The organism is Burkholderia sp. 9775_39 (assembly GCF_015712225.1).
Classification (GTDB): Bacteria; Pseudomonadota; Gammaproteobacteria; order Burkholderiales; family Burkholderiaceae; genus Burkholderia; species Burkholderia cenocepacia.
Genome location: NZ_JACCQC010000031.1, coordinates 23,958 through 36,004 on the forward strand (window position 1 = coordinate 23,958; position 12,047 = coordinate 36,004).

Annotated in this window: 13 protein-coding genes; 6 read left to right on the forward strand and 7 right to left on the reverse strand. The window is 68.7% G+C overall.

From position 1 onward, the window contains the following. The first annotated feature begins 333 nt into the window (after positions 1-333). Entirely contained in the window at positions 334-1,407 is a 1,074-nt protein-coding gene (locus tag H0X90_RS29945; protein ID WP_077189585.1) for a porin, read from the forward strand. Positions 1,408-1,590: 183 nt separating this feature from the next. After that, positions 1,591-2,553: a LysR family transcriptional regulator gene (locus tag H0X90_RS29950; RefSeq protein WP_077189584.1), complete on the forward strand. Its 963-nt coding sequence runs from the start codon at positions 1,591-1,593 to the stop codon at positions 2,551-2,553. 115 nt (positions 2,554-2,668) lie between these two features. Here H0X90_RS29950 and H0X90_RS29955 read toward each other — a convergent pair whose 3' ends face one another. Continuing rightward, complete coding sequence (locus H0X90_RS29955) at positions 2,669-3,628, reverse strand: nitronate monooxygenase family protein (RefSeq protein WP_006488640.1); 960 nt, start codon at positions 3,626-3,628, stop codon at positions 2,669-2,671. A gap of 239 nt (positions 3,629-3,867) precedes the next feature. Between H0X90_RS29955 and H0X90_RS29960 the strand changes: the two genes are divergently transcribed. After that, positions 3,868-4,764, forward strand: coding sequence for an alpha/beta fold hydrolase (locus tag H0X90_RS29960; RefSeq protein ID WP_006495468.1), 897 nt, complete (start codon positions 3,868-3,870; stop codon positions 4,762-4,764). Positions 4,765-4,825: 61 nt separating this feature from the next. On the opposite strand, the gene H0X90_RS29965 is transcribed toward H0X90_RS29960, so the two are convergent. After that, a complete protein-coding gene (locus H0X90_RS29965; RefSeq protein WP_077189583.1) occupies positions 4,826-5,317 on the reverse strand; it encodes an Lrp/AsnC family transcriptional regulator in 492 nt (163 codons plus the stop codon). Between the two features lie 112 nt (positions 5,318-5,429). On the opposite strand from H0X90_RS29965, the gene H0X90_RS29970 reads away from it, so the two are divergent. After that, positions 5,430-6,332, forward strand: coding sequence for a DMT family transporter (locus H0X90_RS29970; protein WP_006488637.1), 903 nt, complete (start codon positions 5,430-5,432; stop codon positions 6,330-6,332). Between the two features lie 252 nt (positions 6,333-6,584). Here H0X90_RS29970 and H0X90_RS29975 read toward each other — a convergent pair whose 3' ends face one another. Genes H0X90_RS29975 through H0X90_RS29990 form a run of 4 tightly spaced genes read right to left on the reverse strand, consistent with a single transcriptional unit; the run spans position 6,585 to position 9,227 of the window. Continuing rightward, positions 6,585-6,791 (reverse strand): DUF1289 domain-containing protein, encoded by a 207-nt coding sequence (locus H0X90_RS29975; RefSeq protein ID WP_006488644.1) that lies wholly within the window; start codon positions 6,789-6,791, stop codon positions 6,585-6,587. Further along, entirely contained in the window at positions 6,788-7,294 is a 507-nt protein-coding gene (locus tag H0X90_RS29980) for a YbaK/EbsC family protein (RefSeq protein WP_006488642.1), read from the reverse strand. Before H0X90_RS29980 ends, H0X90_RS29975 begins: the two co-directional genes overlap by 4 nt. A gap of 26 nt (positions 7,295-7,320) precedes the next feature. Continuing rightward, positions 7,321-8,253, reverse strand: a complete 933-nt coding sequence (locus H0X90_RS29985) for a hydroxymethylglutaryl-CoA lyase (protein WP_077189582.1) — start codon at positions 8,251-8,253, stop codon at positions 7,321-7,323. A gap of 32 nt (positions 8,254-8,285) precedes the next feature. Continuing rightward, positions 8,286-9,227: a glyoxylate/hydroxypyruvate reductase A gene (locus H0X90_RS29990; protein WP_006495464.1), complete on the reverse strand. Its 942-nt coding sequence runs from the start codon at positions 9,225-9,227 to the stop codon at positions 8,286-8,288. A 345-nt stretch (positions 9,228-9,572) separates the two neighbouring features. Here H0X90_RS29990 and H0X90_RS29995 point away from each other — a divergent pair, with 345 nt between their 5' ends. Continuing rightward, complete coding sequence (locus H0X90_RS29995) at positions 9,573-10,196, forward strand: alpha/beta hydrolase (protein WP_077189581.1); 624 nt, start codon at positions 9,573-9,575, stop codon at positions 10,194-10,196. 248 nt (positions 10,197-10,444) lie between these two features. Here the strand turns inward: H0X90_RS29995 and H0X90_RS30000 are convergent, their stop codons facing one another. Continuing rightward, on the reverse strand, positions 10,445-10,729 hold the full coding sequence (locus tag H0X90_RS30000) for a hypothetical protein (RefSeq protein WP_006493376.1): 285 nt from the start codon (positions 10,727-10,729) through the stop codon (positions 10,445-10,447). 556 nt (positions 10,730-11,285) lie between these two features. Here H0X90_RS30000 and H0X90_RS30005 point away from each other — a divergent pair. Next, a complete protein-coding gene (locus H0X90_RS30005) occupies positions 11,286-12,041 on the forward strand; it encodes a (2Fe-2S)-binding protein (RefSeq protein WP_077189579.1) in 756 nt (251 codons plus the stop codon). Positions 12,042-12,047: the final 6 nt, after the last annotated feature.

Genomic DNA, 12,047 nt, shown 5'->3' on the forward strand with positions numbered 1-12,047 from the left:
GCGTCCCCCCGCCGGCTGATGCGAATTCGCCACAGTCGCGCGCAGATTTCCGCTGATTTTCCCGCCGCATTGCGCTATCTTTCGCGCCCGGCACGCGCATGCCACGCCGCCGCCCGCCCGTGCGACCGCGTTCGCGCCGGGCCGCCGCCGTGCATCCGGCCATGGATACGTTCCGCGAAGTTAAGGCTGGCGCTATACCAGCAATAAGTGTGCGCAATTTTGACCGGACGAATGATCCGTAAAGATGGCTGCGCCCCATACGACGCAAGCACTCGGCTCCAAAAAACAACGCTCGCGCCACTTATCGACTATTCGACAAAACCTGGAGATCCCATGAAAGCATTCGCTCGCCGTGCGTCGCGCACGTCCGTCAAGCTGATCGCCGCAGCCGCCTGCGTGGCGGCCGCCCCCGTCCATGCGCAGTCGAGCGTCTCGCTCTACGGTCAGGTCGACGAATGGGTCGGCGCCACCAAGTTCCCGGGCGGCAATCGTGCGTGGAACGTGTCGGGCGGCGGCATGTCGACGTCGTACTGGGGCCTGCACGGCGCGGAGGACCTCGGCGGCGGCTACAAGGCGATCTTCACGATGGAGAGCTTCTTCCGCGCGCAGAACGGCCAGTACGGCCGCTTCCAGGGCGACACGTTCTTCGCGCGCAACGCGTACGTCGGCATCAGCTCGCCGTACGGCACGGTGACGGCAGGCCGCCTGACGACGCACCTGTTCCTGTCGACGATCCTGTTCAACCCGTTCTACGACTCGTACACCTTCTCGCCGATGGTGTACCACGTGTTCCTCGGCCTCGGCACGTTCCCGACCTATCCGAGCGACCAGGGCGCGGTCGGCGATTCGGGCTGGAACAACGCGCTGTCGTACACGTCGCCTTCGTTCGGTGGCCTGAATTTCGGCGCGATGTACGCACTCGGCAACCAGGCCGGCGACAACCGTTCGAAGAAGTGGAGCGCGCAGTTCAACTATGCGAACGGCCCGTTCGCGGCGACCGCCGTCTATCAGTACGTGAACTTCAACAACGGCCCGCAGGATCTGAGCGCGCTCGTGACCGGCATGAAGAGCCAGGGCATCGCGCTGGTCGGCGCGACCTACGACCTGAAGCTCGTGAAGCTGTTCGGCCAGTACATGTACACGAAGAACGACCAGGTCGCGGGCAGCTGGCACGTGAACACCGCGCAGGGCGGCGTGTCGGTGCCGCTCGGCGTGGGCAACGCGATGGCGTCGTATGCGTACTCGCGCGACGCGGGCGGCCTCGACCAGACGCGCCAGACCTGGGCCGTCGGCTACGACTATCCGCTGTCCAAGCGCACCGACGTCTACGCGGCCTACATGAACGACCACATCAGCGGCCTGTCGACCGGCAACACGTTCGGCGCAGGCATCCGCGCGAAGTTCTGACGCGCACGCGCGATCGGCGCGCCGGCCGCGCGCGTCAATCGCGCGTTTTGGCTGCATGTTTTCCCGCCCGAAACGGCGCCGCCACCCGCGGCGCCGTTTTGCCTTTCTTGACCTTTCTGTTTCCTCGCCTTTGTTACCCTATCTCGTAATTGGTTGATTCCCCCGGGATTGCGAGCTAGTTCGATGGATACCCTCGTCAGCATGAATGTGTTTCGCTACGTCGTCGAAGTGGGCAGCTTCGTCGGCGCGGCGGAGCGCATGCAGATGTCGGCGGCGATGGCGAGCAAGCACGTGATGCACCTCGAGCAGCAGCTCGGCGCGCGGCTGCTGCATCGCACGACACGACGCGTCGCGCCCACCGAGGCCGGACGTGAATACTATGAGCGCCTCGTGCAGGCGCTGTCCGAACTCGACGAAGCCGGTCAGGCCGTCGGCGCCGCGAGCGTGGTGCCGCAGGGCCGGCTGCGCGTGACGTCGCTGTCCGCGTTCGGGCTGCGGCACGTGATGCAGGCCGTCACCGATTACGCGGGTCGGTTCCCGGACGTGACGGTCGACATGACGCTCTCCGATCGCGTGGTCGACCTGATCGAGGAAGGCTACGACGTCGCGGTGCGCGCGGCGCCGAACGGCCTGAAATCGTCGTCGCTGGTCGCGCGCCAGATCGCGACCGCGCACATCCTGCTGGTCGCGTCGCCCGAGTATCTCGAGAAGCGTGGCACGCCGCAGACGATCGCCGATCTCGCGAACCACAACTACCTGCGGCGCGATTCGAATTCGACGATGCTCGATTCGCTGGTGATCGACGCGGCCGCCGCGTCGCGCGTGAGCCTGAACGGCAACCTGATCGTGAACCATCTCGAAGGGCTGCGCGCGGCCGTGCTCGCCGGCGCGGGCATCGCGCTGCTCGGCACCGAAGTGGTCGGCGACGACATCGAGTCGGGCCGGCTCGTGCCGGTGCTGCTCGATTCGGTGCCGCCGCACGAGGCGCCGATCTACGCGGTGTACGCGAGCCGTCGTCACGTGTCCGCGAAGGTGCGCTCGTTCGTCGACTTCCTGGCTGCGCGCTTCGAAGGGCAGTCGTTGTGCCCGTCCATCGAAGCGCGTCTGCGCGTGCTGCCGATCACGCGGATGAAGCACGCGGTCTGACCCGCATCGTCCGCCGCGGCGGGGCAATAAAAAAAGCGCGAACCGCTGCGGTTCGCGCTTTTTGCTTGGCTCGACGATTTCGCGTCGATGGCGGCCGCGATGGCCGCCGCCTCCGTCAGCGCGGGATGCCGAGCCGCGCCTTCGCGTCGTCGTATTCGCGCTTGAGCCGCTCGACGAGCGCACCCACGCTCGGCAGGTCGTCCATCAGGCCGACGCCCTGGCCCGCACCCCAGATGTCCTTCCACGCCTTCGTTTTGTCGCTGCCGAAATTCATCTTGGTCTTGTCGGATTCCGGCAGCGCGTCCGGATCGAGGCCGGCCTTCTCGATGCTCTCGCGGATGTAGTTGCCGTGCACGCCCGTGAAGAGGTTCGTGTAGATGATGTCCGACGATTTCGCGTTCAGGATCGCGTGCTTGTAGTCGTCGATCGCGTGCGCTTCCTGCGTCGCGATGAAACGCGTGCCCATGTACGCGAAGTCGGCGCCCATCGCTTGCGCGGCGAGGATCGAGCCGCCGTTCGCGATCGAGCCGGACAGCACGATCGGACCGTCGAAGATCTTGCGGACTTCGCCGACCAGCGCGAACGGCGACGTCGTGCCCGCGTGGCCGCCGGCGCCGGCCGCGACGAGGATCAGCCCGTCGACGCCCGCTTCGAGCGCCTTCTGCGCGTGGCGCAGGTTGATCACGTCGTGCAGCACGATGCCGCCGTAGCTGTGCACCGCATCGACGATCTCGCGCGCCGGTGCGCGCAGGCTCGTGATGAAGATCGGCACCTTGTGCTCGACGCACACGCGCACGTCGTGTTCGAGCCGCGCGTTCGACTGGTGGACGATCTGGTTGACCGCGATCGGGCCGATCACCGCATCGGGATGTTTCGCCTTGTGGTCGGCGAGTTCCGACTGGATCTGCGTGAGCCACTCGTCGAGCAGTTCGGCCGGGCGCGCGTTGAGCGCGGGGAACGAGCCGACGATGCCCGCCTTGCATTGCGCGAGCACGAGTTCGGGGTAGCTGACGATGAACATCGGCGACGCGATGACGGGGAGCGTCAGGTTCTGCAGGACGGTGGGCAATGCCATGTGATGTCTCCAGTCTCCGGGGGCGTTGCGGTCGGACGGTGATTCGAGTGTAGCTGTGGAATGCGTTCGTTCATATTAATACGAACGGTCGTGCGATTCTACGCGAGCTTAACAAACTGCGCGGTGTGCCGGCAATCGAGTGAGTGTTCTCTTTCTATGGTTTCGGGTGCTTACCCCGCTGTGAAGACGCGCCGGCGCTCCTAAAATAGCCGCCATAACAAACCAACGAGAAACAAACCATGTCGTTTGAGGCGTTTGCACCGTTTCGCGTGACGGTGCAGGACACCGACATTTTCGGTGTCAAAGGAGGCACGGGGCCGCCGCTGCTGTTGCTGCACGGCCATCCGCAGACCCACATGATCTGGCATCGCGTTGCCGCGACGCTCGCGAATCACTTCACGGTGATCGCCACCGACCTGCGCGGCTACGGCGCATCGGGCCGGCCGCCGAGCGACGCGCGGCACACGCCGTATTCGAAACGCGCGATGGCGGCGGACCAGGTCGCCGTGATGCGGCATTTCGGCTTCGAGCATTTCCACGTATGCGCGCACGATCGCGGCGCGCGGGTCGCGCACCGGCTCGCGCTCGATCACGCGGATGCCGTCGAGCGGATGATGCTGCTCGACATCGCGCCGACGCTCGCGATGTACGAGAAAACCGATCGCGCGTTCGCGACCGCGTATTTCCACTGGTTCTTCCTGATCCAGCCGGCGCCGCTGCCCGAGACGCTGGTCGGCGCGCACACCGATGCGTACATCGAGCGCGTGATGGGCAACCGGTCGGCCGGGCTGGCGCCGTTCGCGCCGGAGGCGCTCGACGCGTACCGGGCGGCGCTCGCGCAGCCGGGCGCCGTGCACGCGATGTGCGAGGACTACCGCGCGTCGGCGACGATCGATCTCGAGCACGACCGTGCGGATCTCGAACGCGGCAACAAGGTCGCGTGCCCGCTGCGCGTGCTGTGGGGCGAGCACGGGATCGTCGGCCGCTGCTTCGATCCGCTCGACGAATGGCGGCGCGTCGCGCGCGACGTCAGCGGCCGTGCGCTCGACTGCGGGCACTACATTCCCGAAGAGGCGCCGGCCGCGCTGATCGACGAACTGCTCGCGTTCTTCGACGCGCGCGACGCGGCTGCGTGACAGTGCGTGCAGGCGGCCGGCGCGGGTCGCCCGCGCCTCGGCGGGGCGTGCCGCTCGCGGCTCAGCGGTGCGCGTGCTCGTCTTCGACGAGCGGCGGCAGGCGGCGCGGGACGGGCGTCGATTTCACGATCGCGGTGCTCGTCTCCGCGCGCTCCGTCACCTTCGACAGGATGTCGTCGAGATGCTCGATCGTGCGCAGGTAGAGCCGGCAGATGAAGCAGTCGTCGCCGGTGACCTTGTCGCATTCGACGAATTCGGGAATCCGCCGCAGCAACTCCTCGACCAGATGCAACTGGCCCGGCAGCGGCTTCACGCGGACGATCGCCTGCAGCGTGTAGCCGAGCGCGCGCGGGTCGAGCTCGACGGTGAACGCGGCGATCACGCCTTGCGCCTCGAGCCGCCGCACGCGGTCGGCGATCGCGGGCGCCGACAACCCGATCTGCCGGGCGAGTTCGCTGGTCGCGATGCGGGCGTCGTCGGCCAGCGCGGCGACGATCGCGCGGTCGGTCGCGTCGAGCGACGCGACGGCAGGCGGGGAAAGGCGTTTCGGCATGATTGCTTTGCTTTCGAAGGTGAATCTGCTGATTCACTTCAGTTTAGCCGTGGTTGCGGCGAAAGCAAGTTTCTAGAATCGAAGTCATCCACTCTCTTCAACGGAGTTCCTGATGGCCACGAATGAAATTCGCCGCGGCGCCGCCGAGATGATCGTCGCGATGCTGATGTCCGGCACGATCGGCTGGCTCGTGATGTCGTCGCAGCAGCCGCTGACCAATGTCGTGTTCTTCCGCTGCGTATTCGGCACCGCGACGCTCGCGATCGTCTGTGCGGCGTTCGGTTTCCTGCGCCGCTCGCTGTTCTCGCCGCGGATGCTCGTGCTCACGATGTTCGGCAGCCTCGCGATCGTCGCGAACTGGCTGCTGCTCTTCGCCGCCTATTCGCGCGCGTCGATCTCGATGGCGACTGCTGTCTACAACACCCAGCCGTTCATGCTCGTCGCGCTCGGCGCCATCGTGTTCCGCGAGCGGATCACCGCGTCGACGGTCGCGTGGCTCGTGCTCGCGTTCGCGGGGCTGGTGTTCGTGGTGCGCGTGGAGCCGGCCGTGCTCGCGGTGCCCGGCGAATACCTGGAAGGGGTCGCGCTGTCGCTCGGTGCGGCGTTCCTGTATGCGATCTCGTCGATCATCACGAAGCACCTGAAGGGCACGCCGCCGCATCTGCTCGCACTGCTGCAGGTCGGCCTCGGCGTCCTGCTGCTTGCGCCGTTCGCACACTTCGACACCTTGCCGGCGACGGTCGGGCAATGGGCCGACCTGATCGTGCTGGGCATCGTCAACACCGGGCTGATGTACGTGTTGCTGTACGGCGCGGTCCAGAAGCTGCCGACCGCGATGACGGGCGCGCTGTCGTTCGTCTATCCGGTCGTTGCGATCGTCGTCGATCGTGTCGCGTTCGGGCAGACGCTCGCGTGGACGCAGGTGGTCGGCGCGCTCTTGATCCTGCTCGCGGCGGCCGGCGTGAACCTCGGCTGGCGCATCGTGCCGGCGCGTCGCACGGCGGTCGGCAACTGATACGGTCAGACGATTCGGCGCCGTGGCGGGCTCATGCAGCGGCCGTCGAAGGGGCGAGTCGGGAACGGAGATTGCGCTTGAAACGACGCCCAGCGGACGCCGCGCGCACTCGGAAAAGCGCTGTAAGAAGTTGTAGGGAAACACCCGATGCGATGCGGCCGCGTCGCTCGTATGATGCGGGCTGTGACGTTGATCACGTTCACAGGATTCCGATCTCGATGCCGTTCGCCCGTGAGGCTGAACGGCTTTTTTTTATGTCTCGCTGCCTGCGATCAGGCGCCGCCGTGCGTCGAGCCGCGCGAGCAGCGCGCGCCGCGCGTCGTCGTCCGACGTACGCCATCCCTTGATCTCGCCGCGCGTGCGCAGGCAGCCCGCGCACCAGTCGGTGCGCGGATCGATCCGGCAGACGTCGGTGCACGGCGACGCGACCGTGGCGACCGGCATCGTCACGTCGCTCATGCGGACTCCCGCAACGCGACGTCCGCGACCGGCGCGCCGGTGAGCGACACGAGTTCGTGCGGCGACAGGTTGAACACCGCGTGCGGATGGCCGGCGGCGGCCCACAGGCTGTCGAGTGCGAGCAGATCGGCGTCGATCAGCGTGACGGGTTCGACCAGATGGCCGATCGGGCAGACGCCGCCGATCGCATAGCCGGTGTTGTCGCGCACGAACTTCGCGTCCGCGCGGCCGACCGGGCCGACCTGTTCGGCGACCTTCCTTTCGTCCACGCGGTTGACGCCGCTCGCAATCACCAGCACGGGCGCGCCGTCGGCCTGCCGGCGAAACAGGATCGACTTCGCGATCTGCGCGACCGAGCAGCCGAGCCCGGCCGCGGCCTCGGCCGACGTCTTGCCGGTTTCGGCGAGCATCACGATGCCTTTCGCATGGCCGCGCTCGCGCAGCAGTAGCGCGACGCGTCGCGCGGAATCGGGGAGGGAATCGAATGAAGCGGGTGTCGTCATGTTGATGAATCCGTGGAGTGGCGCGATCAGACGCAGTTCGCGGCGTCGGCCGCGCTCCGTGCTTTCGCGAGCAGTGCACGACCGGCGCGCGACACGTTCGCGCGGCCGATCGCGTTCGAGATGAAATCGCCGGCGGCGACGACCTGTGCGAGGTCGATGCCGGTTTCGATGCCGAGGCCCTGCATCAGGTACAGCACGTCCTCGGTCGCGACGTTGCCGGTCGCGCCCTTCGCGTACGGGCAGCCGCCGAGGCCCGCGACCGATGCGTGAAAGATCTCGATCCCTTCGAACAGCGCCGCGTAGATGTTCGCGAGCGCCTGGCCGTAGGTGTCGTGGAAGTGACCCGACAGCCGTTCACGCGGGAACACGCGCGTGACGGCCGCGAGCACTTCGCGCGTGCGCTTCGGCGTGCCGGCGCCGATCGTGTCGGCGATGTCGATCTCGTCGCAGCCGAGCGCGGCGAACCGTTCGACGACGTCGACCACCGACGCGACCGGCACCTCGCCCTGGTACGGGCAGCCGAGCGTGCACGACACGCTGCCGCGCAGCCGCAGGCCCGCATCCTTCGCGGCTTTCGCGACGGGCTCGAAGCGCGCGATGCTCTCGGCGATGCTGCAGTTGATGTTCCGCTGCGAGAACGCCTCGCTCGCCGCGCCGAAGATCACGACTTCGTCGGCCCGTGCCGCAACCGCATTCTCGAAGCCCTTCAGGTTCGGCGTGAGCACCGAGTACACGGTGCCCGGGCGACGCTCGATGCCGGCCATCACGTCGGCGCCGTCGGCCATCTGCGGCACCCATTTCGGCGACACGAACGACGCGGCCTCGACGTTGCGGAAGCCGGCGCGCGACAGCCGGTCGACGAGCGCGATCTTCACGTCGGTCGGCACGAAGGTCTTCTCGTTCTGCAGCCCGTCGCGCGGGCCGACTTCGACGATCTTGACGGCGGTGGGGAACGTCATGGTTGTCTCCTGGTTTCTCTTTGTGGCGGAATTCAGTAGCCGCGCGCGTAGTCGACGATGCCGCTGACGGGCGCGCCGCGCTCGAACGCGCGGATCTTGCCGGCGATCTGCTCGACGGCTTCCGCGCGCAGCGTCTCGGCCGAGCTGTGCGGCGTGATCGTGATGCGCGGCGTACGCCAGAACGGATGGTCGTCCGGCAGCGGTTCGTGCTGGAACACGTCGAGCGTGGCCGCGGCGACCTGGCCGCTCGCGAGCGCGTCGAGCAGGTCGGCTTCGACGAGATGCGCGCCGCGCGCGACGTTGACGACGTACGCGCCGGGCGCGAGTCGCGCGAATGCGCGCGACGACAGGATGCCGTCGGTGTCGCGCGTGCTCGGCAGCAGGTTGACGAGCACCTTCGCGCCGTCGATGCACGCGTCGAACGCGCCGTCGCCGGCGAAGGTCGTAACGCCGTCGAGCTGCTTCGCGCTGCGGCTGTAGCCGCGCACCGGCACGCCGAGGGCGGCGAGCGCGCGGGCGACCTCGGCGCCGAGCACGCCGAGCCCGAGGACCGCGACGGTGAAGTTCGCGCGTGCATGCGGCTCGAGCGGCTGCCAGCGGCGCTCGCGCTGCTGCAGGTCGTATTCGTCGAAACGGCGCAGGTAGCGCAGCACCGCGTGCGTCACGTATTCGACCATCTGCTGCGCCATGCCCGAATCCTCGAGCCGCACCAGCGGCACGTGCGCGGGCAGCGTGCCCGGATGCGCGCGGTCGAGCGCGAGCAGCGCATCGACACCCGCGCCGAGGTTGAAGATCGCGCGCAGGCCGTCGCGCGGCGCGAACAACTCGCGCGGCGGGCGCCACACGAGCGCGTAGTCGGCGGCAGCCGTATCGCCCGGCTGCCACGCGCGCAGTTCGGCTTCCGGCAGCGCACGCGCGATCTCGTCGCGCCATGCGCCGGCTTCCTGATGCGGCGAGTAGAACAGGATCTTCATTGCGTGAGGGCGCGCGCGCCGGCAAGGCGCGCCGCGGGAACGGCAAGCGAAGCCGGGTGCAGCGCACCGGCGGACGTAGCGGACATCGGGCGTCTCCTGACGAGCGGTCCGGCGCGTCGGCGCGGGGACCGGTTCCGTGTGAAGCTGACGGGAAGCCCACATTCTACGGTTTCGCGGCACATCGCGCCGTCGTGCGGGACGGGCGGCCGGTGCGGGCCGCCGTCACGCGGCCACCGGCCGCCACCGCGGCACCGGTCGTGCAAAAGCAAAGCACAAAATATTGGTTCGGTCGCCGCGTACCCGGCGCCACAATCGAACCTCGTCTTCAAGCAAGCGAGGGCAATCATGCGCGCATGCAGCAAATCGGCGTGGCCGCCGCGGCTCGTCACCGTTCCGGGCCTGCACGGCAGCGAAGGCGCCCACTGGCAGAGCTGGCTCGAGCGGCAGTTCCCGCGCTCGTTGCGCGTCGAGCAGCACGACTGGGATGCGCCCGATCTCGCGGGCTGGGCGCAATCGGTGCGCGCGCTGCTCGATCGCGAGCGCGGCCCGTTCGTGCTCGCCGCGCACAGCTTCGGCTGCCTCGCGGCCGCGCATGCGCTCGCGCAGTGGCCGCACGTGGGCGATGTCGCGGGCGTGCTGTTCGTCGCGCCGGCCAGCCCGAAGAAGTTCACGTTTGCCGGGCCGTTCGACGCGCGCCGGCTCGCGGTGCCGTCGATCGTGATCGGCAGCGAGACCGATCCGTGGATGCCGCTCGCCGATGCGCGCACGCTCGCGCAGCGTTTGGGCAGCGCGTTCGTGAACCTCGGCGACGCCGGGCACATCAACACCGCGGCCGGCTTCGGGCCGTGGCCGCGCGCGAAATACTTCATCGACACGCTGGTGCATTGCGCGGCGCCGCTGCGCTTTCGCGACGCCGACGACGGCTTCGAGGCCGCGCTCGTCGATCGCGCGCTCGCGCACGCGGTCTGACGGGCTGGCCGCGCGGCGCAGGCTGCGCGGCGGCTGCCGCGGCATGTCGCGCCGATGACGCGCCGGCCTGAAGCCGGCCGGCGCTGAATCGCTCGGCCGGCCGTTCTCGATGTGGCTCGCGAAGCGGCGCGCGAACGTGCCGTTTGCGCCGCCGTCCACCCAACCGTCACGTCATACCCGTCACGCCTCCGCACGAGCGCCTGCTGCTCTGCGCGAGCGGTGCCGACTCCTGTCAGGTTACGAAGGAATCAACCCGGCGACGAGGCGGCGGCGCTCGATGCGGCCGCGTTCGTGGCGGGCTTCGCATCGTCGTCGTCATCGGGCGGGTAGTGCACGACGGGCGGCGCGAGCGGCGCGGCATCGGATGCGGCGGCGTTCGCGGGCGCGTCGCTGTTGAACGCGCTGGCGGCGCCGCTCGATGCGCCGGCCTGCGGCGCGGCGTCGGTCGCGTGAGCGTCGGGCGGTGCGTCGTCGCTGCAGGCGGCAACGAATACGGCGGCACACAGAACGACGGCGACGGAAACGCGACGCATGACTTCTCTCTCCTGGCAGGCTGATCGGGAAACGTTTTCGAGTATGCCGCCGCGATGCGACGTTTCGGTGAATCATTGGCGATCGGGGCGCGATCGCGACATGTTTTCGTCAGGCCGACCGCGCGCCTTCGCGGCGATCCGCCTGCACGCGTGGCGGAATTTTCCAGCAGACGCGGATGCTGCGCGCATTTACACGGCGCGCAACTTCCCAATCCGGCCACCGCGAAGCGGCCGCCATGCGCGCCATTGGTGATGCGACCGGCAACTTGCGATCGACGGGTGGCCGGTTTCGCCCGAAAACCGGGCGTTATTGCCGCTTCGTCAGTGAACTGCCAGCCGCGCGCCAGCGTGGCGTCATGAACGCGCGATCTCGGGCGCCCGAGCCTGGCGGTCGCATGTGCGCGCCGCGGCCCGGCGCGGGCACGCTGCAGGGGCGCGGCTTCCCGCGGTGTCGCGGCACCGGAATTGCTCGTTTGCCGATCCGCGTGCCGACTGCGCTGCCATCCGGGCACGAGCGGCACATCCGCGTCCCTCCACCATGGAGCGAGCACAAGCCATGTCCAGCGATCGATCCGATTCTCCGTCCGCCGAACCGGCGCGCGATGCTGCCCCGTCGCCGCTCGGGCCCGGCCATCCCGTGGCGCCGCCGTTGCCGCACGATACGCCGTCCAGCGCCGCGCGGCGCCGCTTCCTGCAATCCGCGGCGGCTGCCGCGACCGTCAGCGCCGCATCGCACGTTCATTCGCAGCCGCCGCACGCGGCAGCGCAGCCGGCCGCGCCGCGCCGCGATACGGCGCCGGCGCAGCCCGTGCGTCTCGACATCAACGGGCGCGCGTACACGCTGCAGCTCGAACCGCGCGTGACGCTGCTCGACGCGCTGCGCGAATACGCCGGCCTCACGGGCACGAAGAAGGGCTGCGATCGCGGGCAGTGCGGCGCGTGCACGGTGCTCATCGACGGGCGGCGCATCAACGCATGCCTGACGCTCGCGGTGATGCACGAAGGCGAGCGGATCACGACCGTCGAAGGGCTGGCGTGCGACGGCGTGCTGAGCCCGGTGCAGCGCGCGTTCGTCGAATACGATGCGTTCCAGTGCGGCTACTGCACGTCCGGCCAGCTCTGCTCCGCGACCGCGCTGCTCGACGAGTTCGCGGCCGGCGCCGGGAGCGCCGCCACCGACGACGTGCGGCGCCGCCCCGCGCGCCTGTCCGACGACGAGATCCGCGAGCGCATGAGCGGCAACCTGTGCCGGTGCGGCGCGTACCCGAACATCGTCGCCGCCGTGCGCGCCGCGCATGCGGCGCACGGCTAGCCGACG